Below are 19,553 nucleotides of genomic sequence, written 5' to 3'. Positions count from 1 at the left end.
GCAGGCTAGTGGTAGCGGTTACATTTTTAGGGAAGGAAATGTGTCAGGTGCGTACTGTTATCGCCGGGCCGCCATGGATGGCGACCCGCTCATCAATGAAAACTAACGCAACGCCTCCTGCTGATAGACATAGCCCGCGCCCTGTTTTACAAAACTCAGGCGGTGGGTGATGCACTGCGGCGCGTCCTCGGCGTGGTGGGACACAAACATCAGCTGGGTACGGCCTTCGCCGATCAGCACATCAACAAAGCGGCGCACCAGCTGGCGGTTAATGGGATCGAGCCCCTGCAGCGGCTCATCCAGAATTAACAGCGTCGGGTGCTTCACCAGCGCGCGCGCAATCAGCACCAGCCGCTGCTGGCCCCACGACAGGCTATGAAACGGCGCATCGGCCAGCGCATTGTCCATGCCAAGCAGCGCCAGCCACTGGCGCGCCAGCGCTTTCTGCCGATCCGATACCGCCTGATAAAGACCGATCGAATCAAAAAAGCCCGAGAGGATCACCGTACGCACATTACAGCTGACGCGGTAATCCAGATGCAGGCTGCTGCTGACGTAACCGATATGCTGCTTGATCTCCCAGATGGTCTCACCGCTGCCGCGCCGAATACCAAACAACGTTAAATCATTGCTGTAGCCCTGCGGATGATCGCCGGTGACCAGGCTGAGCAGGGTCGATTTACCCGCGCCGTTGGGGCCGATAATCTGCCAGTGCTCGCCGGGATTGACCTGCCAGTTCAGGCCGTCGATCACCGCATGATCGTTATACGACACCACGCCGTTGCGCAGGATAACGCGCGGCGCATCTGCCGCCAGCTGCGGCAGCTGATCCGGCTGGTCCGGCTCCGGCAGCGCCATGCCCTGCAGGCGTTCGCTGTGCGCCAGCTGCGCCACCAGCGCTTCGGCGAGAATCGCCTGGCGCGCGCCCACGTGCGTCAGCGTGCACTCCGCCAGCACGCCGACCTGCTGGACAAAATCCGGGATATCGTCAAAGCGGTTCAGCACCAGCACCACGGTGTAGCCGTCGCGATGCAGCTGATGCAGCGTATCGGCAAGGCTGGCGCGCGATGCCACATCCAGACCATCAAAAGGTTCGTCGAGGATCAGCAAATCCGGCTGCGCCATCAGCGCCTGACACAGCAGCGTTTTGCGCGTTTCGCCGGTAGAAAGGTATTTGAAGCGGCGAGTCAGTAAAGCGCTGATGCCAAACTGCTGGGCCAGCGCCTGCGCCCGCGCCTCATCCTTTACTTCATCCTGAATGATCTCCAGCGCGGTGCGGCCGGTGTCATCTTCGCCTTCACTCAGCAGATCGGTGTTGTTGCGCTCCCACTCCTGCGTCACCAGCTGTTGCAGCTGCTCCAGCGACAGACGGGTGCGGCGCTGAAAATCCTGCCGCAGCTCGCCCTTTGCCGCCGTCAGCTCGCCGGACAGCGCGCGCGCCAGCGAAGATTTACCGCTGCCGTTGGCACCGACAAAGGCCCAGCTTTCGCCGCTGTGCAGGGTTAAGTCCGGCAGGGTCAGGGTACGGCTATCGCTCAGGTGAAATATGCCTTGCGAAATTTGCAATGAGGCCATGATTTGTTCCGTTTTCTGCATCAAGTCGCTCAGTTGTAGCGAGCCAGCGAAATGAAGTCAAATCATGGCGGCCAGATCAGAGCAGTGTGGCGATGATGGCGTGTTCTGCATTAAAACAGGCGGTCACGGCGCTGCCGGGCTGCAGATTATGCTGGCGAAGCGCCTGGCTGGGGACGGTGGCGCACAACATTTCACCGCCCGCCAGCGCAATCAGCACTTCACTCTGCGTTTCGCCGGGTTCGATGGTGTGGACAAGGCCCGGCAGCTGATTATCGCCCTCTGCGGCGTCAGGCGTCAGGCGGATCCACGGCGCTTTGATCAGCACCAGCACCTCTTTACCGCTGTCGAGCTGTAGCCGCTCCGCGCTGCGTTCGGTCAGAGCCACCTGCAGGCGCGTCACGCCGTCGTTCAGCAGTATCTCAACATGCTGCTGCACCTGCTGACGATCGCGCGCCTGCACCGTGCCAAATAGCTGGTTGCGCGCGCTGGTTTGCAGGGAAAAGCGGGCGATCGCCGCCAGCAGGCTGTCGAGCGGCAGGCTGTCGTTTTGCAGCACGTCAAAGGCTTTTTGCTGGATCTGCTCCATCAGCTGAAACAGCTGAATTAATCGCTCGCCGTAGCGCGTCAGCCGGGCACCGCCGCCGCCTTTGCCGCCGGTCGCGCGTTCGACCAGCGTCTGATCCGCCAGCTGATTCATCTCATTGATGGCGTCCCAGGCGCTTTTATAGCTGATGCCCGCCAGTCTGGCGCCCTGGCTGATGGAGCCGGTTTCCTGCACGCGCCTGAGCAGCTCGATACGGCGCGGATCGGCAAACAGTTTCTGCTGAAGACGGATGTGAAGAGAGAGTTCTGCCTGCATGTCAGCTCCTTAGGTGAATGCGCCAATTGTAAGGCCTAAAGTAAAAGCACGAAAAGGGCAGTGCCTTTTTTTCTCCAGCCGTTACAATCACTTTTTTACTCTTTGCGCGAGGTTTCCATGCTGGAACTGTTAAAAAGCCTGGCGGTCGCCATCATCATGGTGCCCATCGTGATGGCGATTATGCTGGGTCTGATTTACGGCCTGGGTGAAGTCTTTAACGTCATCTCTAAATTTGGCCGCCGCGACGACCGTCCCGCCAATAGCTCACACCACTGATTTTTAACGCCCGCACGCTGCGGGCGTTTTGCCCTTAACTTCCCGCCGTTTTTGCCGATATAAAGCTCATGACAGCTTTCAGGCTCGCGTTGTATTATCAACTATATAACGTAACCTGGAGCTCTCTATGCAAAATACGCTTTATCACTGGGCGGCGGCGGCCGTGGTCACCGTGTCGCTGTCGGGTCAGGCGCTGGCGGCGGAGAAAATTACTGTGTTCGCTGCGGCCTCGCTGACTAATGCGATGCAGCAGATTGCCACGCAATATCAGCAAAAAAGCGGCGTTGAAGTGGTATCCTCGTTCGCTTCCTCGTCGACGCTGGCGCGGCAAATCGAGCAGGGCGCCCCGGCGGATCTGTTTATCTCTGCCGATCAGCAGTGGATGGACGATGCGGTGGCGAAAAACAGCGTGATCGGCAGTACGCGCTACACGCTGCTGGGCAACGATCTGGTGCTGGTGGCGGCAAAAAGCGCTAACGCGCAGCCGGTGACCATCAATGCGCAGACCCAATGGCAGAACCTGCTTAAGGGCGAGCGCCTGGCGGTGGGCGATCCGGATCACGTGCCGGCAGGTATTTATGCCAAAGAAGCGCTGCAAAAGCTGGGCGCGTGGGACACGCTGGCTTCACGGCTCGCACCGGCCAACAACGTGCGTGCCGCGCTGGCGCTGGTGGAGCGACGCGAAACGCCATATGGCATCGTGTACGGTTCCGACGCGGTAGCCAGTGATAAAGTGCAGGTGGTCGGACGCTTCCCCGAAGCGAGTCACAAACCCGTAGAGTACCCGATGGCGGTGGTCAGCGATCACCAGAACGCAGCGGTGCAGGCCTTCTATGACTATCTGCAGGGGCCGGATGCCGCTGCCGTGTTTAAACAGTATGGATTTACGCCGAAGAGATGATACTGAGCGATCCCGAATGGCAGGCCGTGTTCCTCAGCCTGAAAGTTTCCTGCGTGGCGGTGCTGTGCAGCCTGCCGTTTGGCATCCTGATGGCCTGGATTCTGGCGCGCTGTCGCTTTCCCGGCAAAACCCTGCTCGATAGCCTGATTCACCTGCCGCTGGTGCTGCCGCCGGTGGTGGTGGGCTATTTGCTGCTGCTGACGCTGGGACGGCGCGGTCTGATTGGCAGCTGGCTATATGACTGGTTCGGTATCACCTTCGCCTTCAGCTGGCGCGGTGCGGTGCTGGCCTCCGCGGTGATGGCGTTTCCGCTGATGGTGCGCGCCATTCGTCTGGCACTGGAAGCGGTAGACAGCCGGCTGGAGCAGGCGGCGCGGACCTTAGGCGCGGGCCGCTGGCGGGTGTTTTTCACCATCACGCTGCCGCTGACTTTTCCGGGCATCATCGTGGGCACCGTGCTGGCGTTTGCCCGCTCGCTCGGGGAGTTTGGTGCCACCATTACTTTTGTCTCCAACATTCCCGGCGAAACCCGCACCATCCCGTCAGCCATGTTTACCCTGATTGAAACGCCCGGCGCGGAAGGCACTGCGGCGCGGCTGTGCGCGGTGGCGATTGCGCTGGCGCTGCTGTCGCTGGTGGCCTCAGAGCTGCTGGCGCGCTGGGGCCGCAAGCGGCTGGGAGCGGCCTGATGCTGAAAATCAACATTGCGCAACAGCTCGGTGAGCATCAGCTCAACGTCGATGTGGAAATTCCGGCCAGCGGCATCACCGCGATCTTTGGCGTGTCCGGGGCAGGAAAAACCTCATTAATCAATGCTATCAGCGGCCTGACGCAGCCGCAGAGCGGCCAGATTGCGCTTAACGATCGTCTGTTGTTTGACCGCGACAGCGGCATCAATCTGCCGCCGGAAAAACGCCGCATCGGCTACGTGTTTCAGGATGCGCGCCTGTTTCCCCATTATCGCGTGCGCGGCAATCTGCAGTATGGCATGGCGCCCAAAATGAAAGCGCAGTTCGGGGCGCTGGTGATGCTGCTGGGACTGGACGCGCTGCTGGATCGCTATCCGGCCTCGCTGTCGGGTGGCGAAAAGCAGCGCGTGGCGATGGGCCGGGCGCTGCTGAGCGCGCCGGATATCCTGCTGATGGACGAACCGCTGGCGTCGCTCGATCTGCCACGCAAGCGCGAGCTGATGCCCTATTTGCAGAAGCTGGCGAAGCAGGTGGAGATTCCGCTGCTGTACGTGAGCCACAGCCTTGAGGAGATTGTCCAGCTGGCGAATCAGGTACTGGTGCTGGATAACGGTAACGTCAAAGCCTTCGGCGCGCTGGAAAAAGTGTGGGGCAGCAGCGCGATGCGGCCCTGGCTGCCGGCGGCCGAGCGCAGCAGCGTACTGCGCGTGCAGGTGCTGGAGCAGCATCCGGATTACCCGATGACCGCGCTGTCGCTTGGCGATCAGCACATCTGGGTCAGCCGGGTGAATCAGCCGGTGAAAAGCGTACTGCGCATCCGTATCGCCTCGGCGGACGTGTCGCTGGCGCTGCAGCCGCCGCAAAATACCTCGATCCGCAATATCTTACCGGCGCAGGTGGTGGAGCTGCTGGAGCTGGACGACCAGGTCGAAGTGAAACTGCGCATCGGCGTCAGCGAGCTGTGGGCGCGCATTTCACCGTGGGCGCGCGACGAGCTGAATATCCGGCCCGATCAGTGGCTGTATGCACAGATCAAGAGCGTGTCGATTACCGCGTAACACAAACCGGACGACAACGCGGTACGTCCGGTCTGCGGATCAGCGCGATGAATCGCGCCGCTACCGGATGTGCCATGTACCGCTGCAGTAATCACCCGTTGCACCCTCTGGAGCGGCGCGCTTTTTTCCGGTCACCCTATAGATGCCTTATGCCGCGATCAGCCTGGCGTTACAGCACTTCCTGGTAGATCACCTGCGCAATGCCCGGCTCAAGGTTGGTACCGATCACTTTGCGCGCGCGTGCTTTGATGGCGTCATCGGCATTGCCCATCGCCACGCCCAGCCCGGCCTGCTCCAGCATGCTGAGATCGTTGTAATTGTCGCCAAACGCCAGCACATCCTGCATGCTCAGACCCTGACTGGCCACCCACTGCGCCAGGCGTTTGCCTTTGCTGTTGCCGGCCTGAGCGATATCGACCTGATCGTGCCACGACCATTCACACGCCAGACCCAGCTCGCGTTCGGTGCGTTCGGCAAACTGCTGCAGCGCGCGGGTATCCGGATGCGACAGGGCAAATTTCCAGATCGACTGCGCGTCGTGCGCCGCCTGCGCCAGGCTCGGCACCTGCACAAACAGCGGACGCTGCGCTTCCGGCAGCGACTGCGCCCAGTTAAGGGTGCGCGTCACATGGCCGGTCGCTTCCTGGTACAGCATCGCATCATCGACATACAGCAGACCGTGAATATTCTCCTGATCGAGCATCTCAATCACCCGCGCCGCCTGACGTTTCTCCAGCGGATCGGCCGCCAGCACCCGTTGCGCCTGGTAATCGTACAGGTACGTGCCGTTACAGCAGATGGCGGGCGTTGTCAGCTGCAGCGCCTGATAAAACGGGTGAATCGCGCAGTGATGGCGACCGGTGACGATCAGCACCTGAACGCCAGCCTGTTGCGCGCGGGCTAAGGCTTCAAGGGATTCTGGCAGGATGGTTTTGTTTGGGGTCAGCAGGGTGCCGTCGAGGTCAAGGGCGATTACGCGGTAGCTCATTACACTTTCCGTCCGGAGTTAGCAAAGCATTAAGTCTACACCCGCCAGCGGCCCTGAGACAAAAAGCAGGGCACAAATCAGCCCAGCGCGCGGCGGTGAAACGCGCTACAGTTACTGTTTTTCATCAGGCAGCGAATAAGGAAAACGCATGAAACAAGTCGTGTATACCGCCAGTCCCGAGAGCCAGCAGATCCACGCCTGGCAGATGCAGGAAGATGGCGCACTGACGTTATTGCAGGTCACGGATGTGGCCGGCCAGGTGCAGCCGATGGTGGTGAGCCCGAAGAAAGATTTTCTCTATGTCGGCGTGCGTCCGAATTTTCGCGTACTGGCGTACCGCATTGCGGCCGACGGTACGTTAAGCCTGGCCGGTGAAGCGCCGCTGCCGGGCAGCCCGACTCACATTTCTACCGATCGTCAGGGCAACTACCTGTTCTGCGGCTCCTATAACGATGCCTGCGTCAGCATCAGCCCGATTGGCAGCGACGGCCTGCCGCAGGCACCGCTGCAGGTGATTAACGGGCTGGAGGGCTGCCATTCGGCGAATATCGACCTAAGTAACCAGACGCTGTTTGTGCCAGCGCTGAAGCAGGATCGCATCTGCCTGTATCAGCTGCAGGCGGACGGCACGCTGGCACCGCGCGCGCAGCCGCAGGTGACCACCGTAGAAGGCGCCGGCCCGCGTCATATGGCGTTCCACCCGAACGGCGCCTATGGCTATGTGGTTAACGAACTGGACAGCACCGTCGACGTCTGGGCGCTGAACAATGTTAACGGCCAGGTCGAGCGGGTGCAGAGTCTTGATATGATGCCACCGGGCTTCAGCGATACGCGCTGGGCAGCGGATATCCATATCACCCCGGACGGTCGCTTCCTGTATGCCTGTGACCGCACCAGCAGCACGCTGACCGTGTTCAGTATCAGTGAGGACGGCTCGGTGCTGACGATTGAAGGTCATCAGCCGACCGAAACTCAGCCGCGTGGCTTTAACATTGATGGCAGCGGTCAGTATCTGGTGGCGGCGGGGCAGAAATCGCATCACATTGAAGTCTATCGCATCGGCGATCGTGGCCTGCTGCAACCGCTGGCGCGTTACGCCGTGGGTCAGGGCCCGATGTGGGTAGTGATTCACGCACTGGACTGAGGAACGCTATTCGGTCATGCAGGGTCGCCATTTACGGCGACCTCTGCCGGGGTGCGCAGCGATGCGCACCTTATGCAATCAGGCGTATTTCACCGTGATCGACGCGCTGGCCAGCGCATGGAAGTGCACGTTGAAGCCGACCATCGCGCCGCTGGCACCTTCGTCCACCTCAATTTTTTCCACGTCCAGCGCATGCACCGTAAAGATGTAGCGATGCGATTCGCCCTGCGGCGGCGCTGCGCCACCGTAACCGTTCTGGCCGAAATCGGTACGCGTCTGAATGGCACCCTCCGGCAGTTCCGCCACGCCGGAACCGGCGCCCTGTGACAGCACGGTCACCTCCGCCGGAATATTGGCAACCACCCAGTGCCACCAGCCGGAGCCGGTCGGGGCATCCGGATCGTAGCAGGTCACCACAAAGCTTTTGGTGCCGGCTGGCACTTCATCCCATGCCAGGTGCGGCGACAGATTATCGCCCTGGTAACCCATGCCGTTAAACACGTGGCGCTCGGGCATTTTATCGCCATCGTTAAAATCCTGGCTCACTACGCGCATGATCTCTCCTTTCCTGTTGTGTACTGCTCTCCATGATGGTGGAAAATGGCGGCGAGTGCCAGCGGTGTCAGGGCTGAAAGTGGCCGTCCACCGCCAGTGCAGCGCTTAGTGCCGCCGTCAGCTGCGTCAGCTGTGCGGCAGAAATCAGATAAGGTGGCATCAGGTAAATCAGCTTACCGAACGGGCGAATCCATACGCCGCGTTCCACGAAGAACTGCTGCAGTGCCGCCATGTTCACCGGCTGATGGGTCTCAATCACGCCAATCGCCCCCAGCACGCGCGCATCCGCCACCATCGGATGGTCGCGCAGCGGCAGCAGTTCCGTTCGCAGCTGCTGCTCAATCGCCGCCACCTGCGCCGGCCAGTGCCCTTCGTTGATTAGCTTCAGGCTTTCGACCGCCACCGCACAGGCCAGCGGATTGCCCATAAACGTCGGACCGTGCATAAAGCAGCCCGCCGCGCTGCGGCTGATGGTATCGGCGACGTCGCGCGTGGTCAGGGTGGCGGAGAGCGTCAGGGTGCCGCCGGTCAGCGCCTTGCCGAGACACAAAATGTCCGGCGTGATGCCGGCGTGCTCGCAGGCAAACAGCTTGCCGCTGCGGCCGAAGCCGGTGGCGATCTCATCGGCGATCAGCAATAAACCGTAGCGATCGCACAGCGCCCGCACCTGTTGCAGATAGCGGGGATGGTAGAAACGCATGCCGCCGGCACCCTGCACGATAGGTTCCAGGATTACCGCGGCAATGCTGCGATGGTGTTGTTCGGCCAGCCGGGCGAAATCGGCAATATCGTTGTCATCCCAGTCATCGTCAAAGCCACACTGCGGCGCGCGGGCGAACAGATGCTCCGGCAGGTAGCCGCGCCACAGGCTGTGCATGGAGTTTTCCGGATCGCAGACCGACATGGCGGCAAACGTATCGCCGTGATAACCGCGTTGCAGCGTAAGGAATTTCTGCCGCGTCTCTCCGCGACCCAGCCAGTACTGCAGCGCCATTTTCATCGACACTTCGACGGCGATCGAGCCGGAATCGGCGAGGAACACGCACTCCAGCGCCTCGGGCGTCATGGCGATCAGCTGGCGGCTCAGCTCCACGGCTGGCGGATGGGTGATGCCGCCAAACATCACGTGTGACATCTGCGCCATCTGCTGCTGCAACGCCTGATTGAGGCGCGGATGGTTATAGCCGTGGATCGCTGCCCACCACGACGACATGCCGTCGACCAGCTCACGTCCATCGGCCAGCTGTAGCGTGCAGCCGTGCGCGGCCACCACCGGGTAGCACGGCAGCGGATCGCGCATTGAGGTGTAAGGATGCCAGATATGCTGGCGGTCAAAGCGGAGGTCGTCCTGTGTGAACATCTGTCTTGTAAACCATTTTGAAAAGATTTAGTTTACAAGTATAACCACGTTAATCGTCAGGATGAACCCCCTTTTTTGGAGTAAGCAATGGCTAATCGCTGGACACTGGCTCAGGCTCAGGCGCTATTTGATAAACCTTTTCTCGAGCTGATGTTTGAAGCACAGCAGGTGCACCGCCAGCACTTCGACCCGCGTCAGGTGCAGGTCAGCACGCTGCTGTCGATCAAAACCGGCGCCTGTCCGGAAGACTGTAAATACTGTCCGCAGAGCGCGCGTTACAAAACCGGGCTGGAAACCGAGCGCCTGATGGAGGTGGAAGCGGTGCTGGAATCGGCGCGCAAGGCCAAAGCAGCCGGCTCCAGCCGCTTCTGCATGGGCGCGGCGTGGAAAAACCCGCACGAGCGCGACATGCCGTACCTTGAGCAGATGGTGCAGGGCGTGAAAGCCATGGGCATGGAAACCTGCATGACGCTGGGCACGCTTGACCACGATCAGGCGCAGCGGCTAGCCAGCGCCGGGCTCGATTTTTACAATCATAACCTCGACACCTCGCCGGAGTTTTACGGCAGCATCATCACCACCCGTACCTATCAGGAGCGTCTTGATACGCTGGATAAAGTGCGCAACGCCGGCATCAAAGTGTGCTCAGGCGGCATTGTCGGGCTGGGCGAAACGGTCAACGACCGCGCCGGATTGCTGGTGCAGCTGGCCAACCTGCCCACGCCGCCGGAGAGCGTGCCGATTAACATGCTGGTGAAAGTCAAAGGCACGCCGCTGGCGGATAACGATGACGTCGAGCCGTTCGACTTTATCCGCACCATTGCCGTGGCGCGCATCATGATGCCGACCTCGCACGTGCGCCTGTCGGCCGGTCGCGAGCAGATGAGCGAACAGACCCAGGCGATGTGCTTCATGGCGGGTGCCAACTCGATTTTCTACGGCTGCAAGCTGCTGACCACGCCGAACCCGGAAGAGGACAAAGATCTGATCCTGTTCCGCAAGCTGGGCCTGAATCCGGAGCACACCGCCACGACTGCAGGCGATAACGAACAGCAGCATCAGCTCAGCGAGCAGTTGCTGCACGCCGACAGCGCGCAGTTCTATAACGCGGCCGTGTAAATGTGGTCTGAACGTATTGCGCAGGCGCTGACGGCGCAGCGTGCCGCCGACGGCTGGCGGCAGCGGCGGCGCATTGAGCACAACAGCGTGCGTGAAATTACCCTCGACGGGCAGCGCTATCGCCACTTCTCCAGCAATGATTACCTCGGGCTGAGCCAGCATCCGGCGGTGATGGCCGCCTGGCAGCAGGGTGTGCGCGAGGCGGGCGTCGGTGCCGGCGCTTCCGGCCACGTCACCGGCTACAGCCGTCACCATGCGCAGCTGGAGCAGCAGCTGGCGTCCTGGCTCGGCTACCCGCGCGCGCTGCTGTTTATCTCCGGCTTTGCCGCCAACCAGGCAGTGATCCATCTGCTGGCGCAAAAGTCGGATCGCATTATCGCTGACAAACTGGCGCACGCCTCGCTGCTGGATGCCGCCAGCCACAGTCCGGCAACGCTGCGCCGTTTTGCCCACAACCAGCCGGCCAGCCTGGCGAAGCTGCTGGCGACGCGCGCGGAAGGCGGCACGCTGGTGGTGACCGAGGGCGTATTCAGCATGGATGGCGACAGTGCGCCGCTGGCTGAACTTGCCGCCGAAACCCGGCGTGCGGGCGGCTGGCTGCTGGTGGACGATGCGCACGGCATTGGCGTTACCGGTGAGCAGGGACGCGGCAGCTGCTGGCAGCAGCAGGTGAAACCGGAACTGCTGGTGGTGACCTTTGGTAAAGGCTTTGGCGTCAGCGGCGCCGCGCTGCTGTGTGATGACGCCACCGCAGATTACGTCGAGCAATTCTCGCGCCATTTAATCTATTCCACCGCCATGCCGCCGGCGCAGTGCTGTGCGCTGCTGGCGGCGCTGGCGCAGATCCAGCAGGGCGACGCGCTGCGCGCGCGGTTGCAGCAAAATATTGCCCGCTTTCGCGCGGGAGCGGCGCAGTTGCCGTGGCAGCTGATGGCCTCTGACAGCGCCATTCAGCCGCTGATCGTTGGCGAAAACCGTGCCGCGCTGGCGCTGTCACAGCGGCTGGCGCAGGCCGGTTGCTGGGTAAGCGCGATCCGGCCACCGACGGTGCCGCCGGGTACCGCGCGGCTGCGCATTACGCTCACCGCGGCGCATCATCCCGAAGATATCGACGCGTTACTGGAGGCACTGTATGACGCTGCAGGTGAATAAACAGGCGGTGGCGCAGGCGTTTGGCCGGGCGGCCGCGCACTACGAACAGCATGCTCAGCTGCAGCGCCAGAGCGGCGAGGCGCTGCTGGCGCTGGCGCCGGCCGGATTTGGCCCACAGCTGCTGGATGCCGGCTGCGGCACCGGCTGGTTCAGCCGCTACTGGCGCGATCGCGGTCGCCAGGTCTGCGCGCTGGATCTGTCACCGGCGATGCTGCAGGCGGCGCGCGAACAGCACTCGGCGCACGACTATTTACAGGGCGATATCGACCAGTTACCGCTGGCAGATAACAGCGTCGACGGCGTCTGGAGCAACCTGGCGGTGCAATGGAGCAGCGATCTGCGCACCGCGCTGCAGCAGTTTCTGCGCGTGACGCGCCCGGGCGGCAGCGTGCTGTTCTCGACGCTGCTCGACGGCTCGCTGCAGGAGGTGCACCAGGCGTGGGCGCAGATCGATGGTCGGCGTCACGCCAATCGCTTCCTCAGCGGCGATGCCTTTGCCCTGGCGACCGCGGGCCTGCCGCTGCGCAGCCAGACGCAGATCGTCACGCTGCACTTCCCCAGCGCGCTCAGTGCCATGCGCTCGCTGAAAGGCATCGGCGCAACGCATCTGCACGATGGGCGACACGCGGCCCTGCTGACGCGCCCGCAGCTGGCGCAGCTGGAGCAGCACTGGCCGCAGGATGCGCACGGCTATCGTCTCAGTTATCACCTGATGTATGGAGTTTTACAAAAATGACACGCTGGTTTATTACCGGAACTGACACCGAAGTGGGCAAAACAGTCGCCAGCGGCGCTCTGTTGCAGGCGGCCAGCGCTGCGGGATTACGCACTGCCGGCTACAAACCGGTGGCCTCCGGCTGCGAGGTCACGCCCGACGGCGTGCGCAACAGCGATGCGCTGGCGCTGCAGCGCTACAGCAGCCTGGCGCTGAGCTATGAACAGGTCAATCCGCTGGCGTTCATCGAACCGACGTCGCCGCATATCGTCAGCGCGGAAGAGGGCAGACCGATTGAATTTGCGCAGCTCTCCGCTGGCTTACGCGCGCTGGAGCAGCAGGCTGAATGGGTGCTGGTGGAAGGTGCGGGCGGCTGGTTCACGCCGCTGTCCGCGACGCAAACTTACGCCGACTGGGTCGCCGCCGAGCAGCTGCCGGTGATTCTGGTGGTCGGCGTGAAGCTCGGCTGCATCAACCACGCCATGCTGACGGCGGAAGCGGTGAAGGCGCGCGGGTTGCGCCTCGCCGGCTGGATTGCCAATGACATCCAACCGCCGGGTAAGCGACATGCGGAATATCTGGCAACGCTGCAACAGCGCATTGCGGCCCCGTTCCTCGGTGAGATTCCGTGGCTGAGCAGCGCGGCACAGCAGGCCGACTGTGGCCGTTACCTTACCCTGCCACAGTAAATGGCGCGGCGGCGCAGCACCCTGCGCCGCACGCTACCGACGCTAGGTGGCCGTTAGCCACTTACTCACCGTTACATCATCCAGCTGCGCCACGCTGCCCTGCGCCACGTTGCGGCCACGATGCAGCAGCAGAAAATAGTCTGCCACGCGGCGAATGAACGACACATGCTGTTCCAGCAGCAGAATCGTCAGGCCATAGTCGCGGTTCAGGCGGCGAATCAGATTCCCCATCTCCTCCTCCAGCCACGGCGACATGCCTTCGGTGGGTTCATCGAGGATCAATAGTTTCGGCTGCAGCACCAGCGCGCGCGCCAGGGCCAACTGCTGCTGCTGATCCATCGGCAGTTCGCCACTGCGCTGATGACGCAGCGAGTAGAGCGCCGGAAACAGATCGAACACCATCTCGGGAATGGCGCGGCTGCGATCGTCCTGTGCCGCCATCAGCGCAATCAGCAGGTTATCTTCCACGCTCATCTGGGAAAAGATGTGGCGTCCCTGTGGCACGTAGCCGATGCCCATGCGCGCGCGTTGCTCAGCAGGCTGCAGCAGCAGGTTTTCCGGCGGCGCGCCGTCTTCCTGCCAGGTCATCGATCCACTATTAATGGGCAGGCGACCCATAATACAGTTCACCAGCGTGGTTTTGCCCATCCCCGGGCTGCCCAGCACGCCGGTGCAGGTGCCTGGCGGCAGATCGAGATCCACATCCCATAAAATATGGTTCTGACCGTAAAATTGATTCACCGAACGTAAACTCAGCATCTGACATTCTCCTTCCAGATTATTCGCCTGAATGCTCCCGCTCTGTGTCGTCTGGCATACAGTCATGCACAATGGCTATTGGGACACTGCTGTCGCCGGCGGCGCTTGTTCATCCTGCCGGCATGGACTCGTCACTCCACCGTTAATTCACTGCAATTCCCAGGCCAGATCCGCCAAAGCAGCCTCAATCGGGGTAAAAGGCAGCGAAACTCGCCATAATTGATGAGAAAAGCTTAACAATTGCCCACAGTAATAACTCGCCTGCACTTTGACGGTGCTGACTGCTTAACGTTTCTGGTGCATCTGTGCTGTCATAAGGCAGGGACTGAAGAAATAAGTGGCCTTAACGCTGGGCTTTTTCCCGTTACGGCACGATGGGGTACGCCAAAAGAATAGTTAAAGCCGCACGGGATGATGGAAAAATAATCGCAAAAAAAATTTTTTCGCACGGCAGGATAAGCGAGGGGAAAATTATACACAGCCGATGGACGTGGGGCTGGATTCAGTTATCCACTATTCCTGTGGATAACCTTGTGCATTAGCGACTGAAAACCGGGCGCAAGCGAGGAAATACGCGGGTTGCATACATAATGCTGCGAAACTGGGCTTTTGAGTCAAAGTCTTTTAAATCAGCAGGTTATTTAAAAGCAAGCCTGAGAATTGTCTGGCTTGTCATCAGACTGCAATTTAATGACGCTCTATTGACAATTGTTAAAAGCGTTGCTCGTCTGGGGATAACCTTGCGCAACAAACGCTTCCGGATTACCGCATAAATTACGCTGAAGCGAATCGCGGCATCTCCCCATCATCGTGCAGTATATCTGTAATTATATCCAGTGTTTTTTTCTGGCAAAATCGCCATAGCAGAGTAGAATTACCAGCCTGCCCGCCGACTTCTTCAGCAGGAACCGTAATACCATGAGTAAAGCCTTTAAACTCAACTCCGCTTTCAAACCTTCAGGCGATCAGCCTGAGGCGATTCGTCGCCTTGAAGAAGGGCTGGAGGATGGACTGGCGCACCAGACGCTGCTGGGGGTTACCGGTTCAGGAAAAACTTTTACCATCGCCAACGTCATTGCCGATCTCAACCGGCCGACCATGGTAATGGCACCGAATAAAACGCTGGCGGCACAGCTGTATGGTGAGATGAAAGAGTTCTTCCCGGATAACGCGGTCGAGTTCTTCGTCTCCTACTACGACTACTATCAGCCGGAAGCCTACGTGCCCAGTTCGGATACCTTCATCGAGAAAGATGCGGCGGTAAACGAGCACATCGAGCAGATGCGTCTCTCTGCCACTAAAGCGATGCTGGAGCGCCGCGACGTGATTGTGGTGGCGTCGGTTTCTGCTATCTACGGCCTGGGCGATCCCGATCTCTACCTGAAAATGATGCTGCATCTGACGCGCGGCATGATCATCGACCAGCGCAGCATCCTGCGCCGCCTCGCCGAACTACAGTACACCCGCAACGACCAGGTTTTTCAGCGCGGCACCTTCCGCGTGCGCGGCGAAGTGATCGATATCTTCCCGGCGGAATCCGATGACATTGGTCTGCGTGTAGAGCTGTTTGATGAAGAGGTTGAGCGCCTGTCGCTGTTCGACCCGCTGACCGGCCAGGTGATCTCAGTGATTCCGCGTTTCACCATCTACCCGAAAACGCACTACGTGACGCCGCGCGAGCGTATTCTGCAGGCGATGGAAGAGATCAAGGATGAGCTGGCGGTGCGGCGCAAAGTGCTGCTGGAGAACAACAAACTGCTGGAAGAGCAGCGCATCACCCAGCGCACCCAGTTTGACCTCGAAATGATGAACGAACTCGGCTACTGCTCGGGCATTGAAAACTATTCGCGCTATCTCTCCGGGCGCGGACCGGGCGAGCCGCCGCCGACGCTGTTTGATTACCTGCCGGCGGATGGCCTGCTGGTGGTCGATGAATCCCACGTGACTATTCCGCAGATTGGCGGCATGTATCGCGGTGACCGCGCGCGTAAAGAGACTCTGGTGGAGTACGGTTTCCGCCTGCCGTCGGCGCTGGACAACCGTCCGCTGCGCTTTGAAGAGTTTGAAGCGCTGGCACCGCAGACCATTTACGTCTCGGCCACGCCAGGTAACTACGAGCTGGAAAAATCGGGCGGCGACGTTATCGATCAGGTGGTGCGGCCTACCGGTCTGCTCGATCCGATCCTTGAGGTGCGTCCGGTGGCGACCCAGGTCGACGATCTGCTGTCGGAGATCCGCAAGCGCGTCGAAATCAACGAGCGCGTGCTGGTCACCACGCTGACCAAGCGCATGGCCGAAGACCTCACCGAGTATCTTGAAGAGCACGGCGAAAAGGTGCGCTATCTGCACTCCGACATTGATACCGTTGAGCGTATGGAGATCATTCGCGATCTGCGTCTCGGGGAGTTTGACGTGCTGGTGGGGATCAACCTGCTGCGCGAAGGGCTGGATATGCCGGAAGTGTCGCTGGTGGCAATTCTGGACGCCGATAAAGAGGGCTTCCTGCGCTCCGAGCGCTCGCTGATTCAGACCATCGGACGCGCAGCGCGTAACGTCAACGGCAGAGCGATTCTCTACGCAGATAAGATCACGCCGTCGATGGCGCGGGCGATGGAAGAGACCGAGCGCCGCCGCGAGAAGCAGCAGCGCTATAACGAAGAGCGGGGCATTGTGCCGCAGGGCCTGAACAAGAAAATCACCGATATTCTTGAGCTGGGCAAAAACGTGGTGAAAACGCGCGGCAAAGGTAAAACGGCTTCACGCACTGCCGCCGAAGCCGAGGCCAGCTATCTGGCGCTCACGCCACAGGCCATGCAGAAGAAGATCCACGAGCTGGAAGGTCAGATGCAGCAGCACGCGCAGAACCTGGAGTTCGAAGAGGCCGCGCGGGTGCGCGACCAGCTGCACGAGCTGCGTGAACTGTTTATCGCCGCCTCTTAATCTGAAGCCGGCGGTCGCGTTGCGCGCCGGCTAAACCGCCTGAATGGCATGTTCCAGCGCGCGGCGCAGCAGCTGGCGGTCGTGACGATAGCGGATATCGGCGGCTTCCAGCGGTTCGCGCACGATCAACCGCTCAGTGACGCCGCGCGTGTCTGCTGACGGGCCGACCACCACGGCGTCAATCACCCGTTTGCCAATGGCTTTTTCCATCATCGCCAGCTTGTCTGCGACCGTCAGGCTGGCCGCCGCCGGACTCAGTTCGCGCCCGAGATTTCCGATGAACACCATGGTGGCGGGCGTCCGGCGCAGCGCGCGTGCCATCTCCTCCATCAGCAGAATCGGCATCAGGCTGGTGTAAAAACTGCCGGGACCAATCAGGATCAAATCGGCCTCGGCGACGGCGTCCAGCGCTTCACGCGTCGGCACCACATTGGGGTGCAGCATCAGCTCTTCCGGCGCCTGCTTCATTTCGTCAATCGCCGTTTCGCCGTACACCATATTACCTTCGCTATCCTGCGCGACCAGGTCCACCGGCTGCTCTGACATCGGAATCAGAAACGCATCCACCTTCAGCAGGTTGCGGATAATGTTGATGGCTTCCAGCGGACGCACGCTGAGGTGATCGAGCGCTTTCAGGATCAGATTGCCCAGATTATGCCCGGCCAGTTCGCCGTTGCCGGTAAAGCGATACTCGAACATGGCAGAGGCCACGCTGGGTTCGGTGATCAGCTGATTAATGCAGTTGCGCATGTCGCCCCAGGCAATGCCGCCTTCTGAACGGCGTATGCGGCCGGTGGATCCGCCGTTGTCGGTGGTGGTGACGATGCCGGTCAGGCGTGAGCCCAGCGGCGCCAGCGCCGACATCACGCGGCCAAGGCCGTGGCCGCCGCCGAGTGCCACCACGCGATCCAAATCTGCCAGGGTACGATTCATGCTGCTCCTTAAAACGCCGCACGTGAGGTGCAGACGGCGTTCAACTGATGTGTATCAATATCTGTCGCGCATTTTACCGTATCCTGTCGCGAAAATGCGGTGAAATAACGTTATGTATCAATATATATAGCGATAAATGCCGATGGATGCGAGCGTCAAATCGCGCTACCATTTGCTTTAACCGTGTTGTCCACAATGACAACAGACTCCCAAGCCTTGCGTTCCTAAGTCGTGTGATATGGATGCCTGGCCGCAGCCGCGAGCTGCCAGGGTGCAGAAAGAAATGACTGCATCTCCCGTACTTTGGAAAGGTGTTCAGGTGCCACAATTTACAGATGCCTATGCGCGCAGCTTTTATTATCTGCGCCTGTCGGTCACGGATGTGTGTAACTTCCGTTGTACCTACTGCCTGCCCGACGGCTACCGGCCGAACGGCGTGCACAACAAAAGTTTTCTCTCGCTGGATGAGATTCGTCGCGTGACGCGTGCCTTTGCGGCGGCGGGCACCGAAAAAGTGCGCCTGACCGGCGGCGAACCCTCGATGCGGCGCGACTTCACCGATATCATTGCCGCCGTGCGCGACAACGCGGCAATCCGCCAGATCGCCATGACCACCAATGGCTACCGCATGGCGCGCGACGTCGGCGCCTGGCGTGCGGCAGGCCTCACCCATATCAATGTCAGCGTCGACAGCCTCGACGCACGGCAGTTTCACGCCATTACCGGGCAGAACAAGTTTCACGAAGTCATGGCGGGGATTGATGCGGCCTTTGATGCCGGTTTCAGCACCGTCAAAGTCAACAGCGTGCTGATGCGCGACGTCAACAGCCACAATCTGGAGACCTTTCTGGCGTGGATCCGCACCCGGCCGATTCAGCTGCGCTTTATCGAGCTGATGGAAACCGGCGAGGGCGGCGATCTGTTCCGCCGTCATCATGTGTCCGGCGAGGTGATCCGCGATCAGCTGATCATGCAGGGCTGGCAGCGCCAGCCGCGCGGCCGCAGCGATGGCCCGGCCCAGGTGTTCCGCCATCCGGATTATCAGGGTGAAGTTGGCCTGATCATGCCGTATGAAAAAGATTTCTGCGCCAGCTGTAATCGCCTGCGCGTATCGGCGATCGGTAACCTGCATCTGTGCCTGTTTGGCGACGGCGGCGTGCCGCTGCGCGATCTGCTGGCTTCAGACGATCAGCAGGCCGAGTTGCAGGCGCGCATCGCTCATAGCCTCGGGCAGAAGAAGCAGACGCATTTCCTGCATCAGGGCAATACCGGCATCACGCAGAACCTCTCCTTCATTGGTGGCTAAACACAGGAGTTACGGCCATGGGTAAACCTTCCGGCGATTTTGTCGCCTTAAATGCGGCGGTGATGACCGTCTCTGACAGCCGCGACGCCAGCAGTGACAGCTCCGGCGACTATCTGCGTGAGGCGCTGACCGAAGCCGGGCATCAGGTGGTCGATCACGCCATTGTTCCGGACAACCGTTATCGCATCCGCGCCACGGTGTCGCGCTGGATCGCCAGTGAAGATGTGCAGGTGGTGCTGATTAACGGCGGTACCGGCTTTAACAGTAAAAACAGTACGCCGGAAGCGCTGCTGCCGCTGCTGGATCGCGAAATTGACGGCTTTGGCGAACTGTTTCGCATGATCTCCTACGAGGAGATCGGCAGCGCGACGCTGCAATCACGCGCGGTGGCCGGTCTGGCCAACCAGACGCTGCTGTTCGCCGTGCCGGGCTCAACCGGTGCCTGCCGCAGTGCATGGGAGCGGATCATTGAAGCCCAACTGGATGCGCGTACGCGTCCGTGTAATTTTGTCTCACATTTGAAGAAGTTATAAGC

Annotated in this window: 19 protein-coding genes and 1 riboswitch; of the genes, 12 read left to right on the top strand and 7 right to left on the bottom strand. The window is 60.6% G+C overall.

Annotated features, from left to right (window positions below):
- Positions 1-102 precede the first annotated feature (102 nt).
- Both modF and modE read right to left on the bottom strand, forming a co-directional pair.
- Positions 103-1,575 carry a molybdate ABC transporter ATP-binding protein ModF gene (modF, locus tag AC6I8P_RS12900; protein ID WP_166709791.1) on the bottom strand — a complete coding sequence of 491 codons (1,473 nt, stop codon included), beginning with the start codon at positions 1,573-1,575 and terminating at the stop codon, positions 103-105.
- A 76-nt stretch (positions 1,576-1,651) separates the two neighbouring features.
- Positions 1,652-2,434 carry a molybdenum-dependent transcriptional regulator gene (gene modE, locus AC6I8P_RS12895; RefSeq protein WP_150361773.1) on the bottom strand — a complete coding sequence of 261 codons (783 nt, stop codon included), beginning with the start codon at positions 2,432-2,434 and terminating at the stop codon, positions 1,652-1,654.
- A gap of 117 nt (positions 2,435-2,551) precedes the next feature.
- Between modE and AC6I8P_RS12890 the strand changes: the two genes are divergently transcribed.
- The 4 genes from AC6I8P_RS12890 to modC all read left to right on the top strand — a co-directional run bounded on the left by AC6I8P_RS12890 (position 2,552) and on the right by modC (position 5,358).
- On the top strand, positions 2,552-2,710 hold the full coding sequence (locus AC6I8P_RS12890) for an AcrZ family multidrug efflux pump-associated protein (RefSeq protein WP_021508511.1): 159 nt from the start codon (positions 2,552-2,554) through the stop codon (positions 2,708-2,710).
- A 127-nt stretch (positions 2,711-2,837) separates the two neighbouring features.
- Positions 2,838-3,611: a molybdate ABC transporter substrate-binding protein gene (gene modA, locus AC6I8P_RS12885; RefSeq protein ID WP_104092705.1), complete on the top strand. Its 774-nt coding sequence runs from the start codon at positions 2,838-2,840 to the stop codon at positions 3,609-3,611.
- Positions 3,608-4,300, top strand: a complete 693-nt coding sequence (gene modB / locus AC6I8P_RS12880) for a molybdate ABC transporter permease subunit (RefSeq protein WP_021508509.1) — start codon at positions 3,608-3,610, stop codon at positions 4,298-4,300. The genes modA and modB overlap by 4 nt, the downstream gene beginning before the upstream one ends.
- Entirely contained in the window at positions 4,300-5,358 is a 1,059-nt protein-coding gene (gene modC / locus AC6I8P_RS12875; protein ID WP_481657752.1) for a molybdenum ABC transporter ATP-binding protein ModC, read from the top strand. The genes modB and modC overlap by 1 nt, the downstream gene beginning before the upstream one ends.
- Before the next feature lie 169 nt (positions 5,359-5,527).
- Here modC and AC6I8P_RS12870 read toward each other — a convergent pair whose 3' ends face one another.
- Entirely contained in the window at positions 5,528-6,346 is an 819-nt protein-coding gene (locus AC6I8P_RS12870) for a pyridoxal phosphatase (RefSeq protein ID WP_088516308.1), read from the bottom strand.
- A gap of 148 nt (positions 6,347-6,494) precedes the next feature.
- Between AC6I8P_RS12870 and pgl the strand changes: the two genes are divergently transcribed.
- Positions 6,495-7,490 (top strand): 6-phosphogluconolactonase, encoded by a 996-nt coding sequence (gene pgl / locus AC6I8P_RS12865; protein ID WP_059010739.1) that lies wholly within the window; start codon positions 6,495-6,497, stop codon positions 7,488-7,490.
- Positions 7,491-7,568: 78 nt separating this feature from the next.
- Here pgl and AC6I8P_RS12860 read toward each other — a convergent pair whose 3' ends face one another.
- Together AC6I8P_RS12860 and bioA are read right to left on the bottom strand one after the other, a co-directional pair.
- Positions 7,569-8,045, bottom strand: coding sequence for a kinase inhibitor (locus AC6I8P_RS12860; protein WP_021508505.1), 477 nt, complete (start codon positions 8,043-8,045; stop codon positions 7,569-7,571).
- A gap of 67 nt (positions 8,046-8,112) precedes the next feature.
- Positions 8,113-9,405 carry an adenosylmethionine--8-amino-7-oxononanoate transaminase gene (bioA, locus tag AC6I8P_RS12855; RefSeq protein WP_021508504.1) on the bottom strand — a complete coding sequence of 431 codons (1,293 nt, stop codon included), beginning with the start codon at positions 9,403-9,405 and terminating at the stop codon, positions 8,113-8,115.
- 87 nt (positions 9,406-9,492) lie between these two features.
- Here bioA and bioB point away from each other — a divergent pair, with 87 nt between their 5' ends.
- From bioB to bioD, 4 genes are read left to right on the top strand one after another with little or no spacing between them, the layout of a single operon-like run.
- Entirely contained in the window at positions 9,493-10,524 is a 1,032-nt protein-coding gene (gene bioB, locus AC6I8P_RS12850) for a biotin synthase BioB (RefSeq protein WP_058757850.1), read from the top strand.
- Positions 10,525-11,676: an 8-amino-7-oxononanoate synthase gene (bioF, locus tag AC6I8P_RS12845; RefSeq protein WP_141496539.1), complete on the top strand. Its 1,152-nt coding sequence runs from the start codon at positions 10,525-10,527 to the stop codon at positions 11,674-11,676.
- Positions 11,657-12,412, top strand: coding sequence for a malonyl-ACP O-methyltransferase BioC (bioC, locus tag AC6I8P_RS12840; protein ID WP_058781278.1), 756 nt, complete (start codon positions 11,657-11,659; stop codon positions 12,410-12,412). Before bioF ends, bioC begins: the two co-directional genes overlap by 20 nt.
- Positions 12,409-13,080 (top strand): dethiobiotin synthase, encoded by a 672-nt coding sequence (gene bioD, locus AC6I8P_RS12835; RefSeq protein WP_058775301.1) that lies wholly within the window; start codon positions 12,409-12,411, stop codon positions 13,078-13,080. The genes bioC and bioD overlap by 4 nt, the downstream gene beginning before the upstream one ends.
- 42 nt (positions 13,081-13,122) lie before the next feature.
- Here bioD and AC6I8P_RS12830 read toward each other — a convergent pair whose 3' ends face one another.
- The gene (locus tag AC6I8P_RS12830; protein ID WP_021508499.1) at positions 13,123-13,839 is read right to left on the bottom strand and encodes an ABC transporter ATP-binding protein; all 717 of its coding nucleotides are present in this window, start codon (positions 13,837-13,839) and stop codon (positions 13,123-13,125) included.
- Between the two features lie 918 nt (positions 13,840-14,757).
- On the opposite strand from AC6I8P_RS12830, the gene uvrB reads away from it, so the two are divergent.
- Positions 14,758-16,779, top strand: coding sequence for an excinuclease ABC subunit UvrB (gene uvrB / locus AC6I8P_RS12825; RefSeq protein ID WP_021508497.1), 2,022 nt, complete (start codon positions 14,758-14,760; stop codon positions 16,777-16,779).
- Positions 16,780-16,809: 30 nt separating this feature from the next.
- Here uvrB and AC6I8P_RS12820 read toward each other — a convergent pair whose 3' ends face one another.
- Entirely contained in the window at positions 16,810-17,712 is a 903-nt protein-coding gene (locus AC6I8P_RS12820; RefSeq protein ID WP_021508496.1) for a gluconeogenesis factor YvcK family protein, read from the bottom strand.
- A 194-nt stretch (positions 17,713-17,906) separates the two neighbouring features.
- Positions 17,907-18,043: riboswitch (molybdenum cofactor riboswitch) on the top strand.
- Between AC6I8P_RS12820 and moaA the strand changes: the two genes are divergently transcribed.
- Entirely contained in the window at positions 18,032-19,018 is a 987-nt protein-coding gene (moaA, locus tag AC6I8P_RS12815) for a GTP 3',8-cyclase MoaA (RefSeq protein WP_058781280.1), read from the top strand. It overlaps the preceding riboswitch by 12 nt.
- Positions 19,019-19,035: 17 nt before the next feature.
- Positions 19,036-19,551 carry a molybdenum cofactor biosynthesis protein B gene (gene moaB, locus AC6I8P_RS12810; RefSeq protein ID WP_058769469.1) on the top strand — a complete coding sequence of 172 codons (516 nt, stop codon included), beginning with the start codon at positions 19,036-19,038 and terminating at the stop codon, positions 19,549-19,551.
- Positions 19,552-19,553 lie beyond the last annotated feature (2 nt).

This window comes from gamma proteobacterium symbiont of Lampromicra miyakona (genome assembly GCF_059730895.1).
Note: the sequence above shows the minus strand (reverse complement) of the source record. Positions and strands in the feature narration are given on the sequence as shown.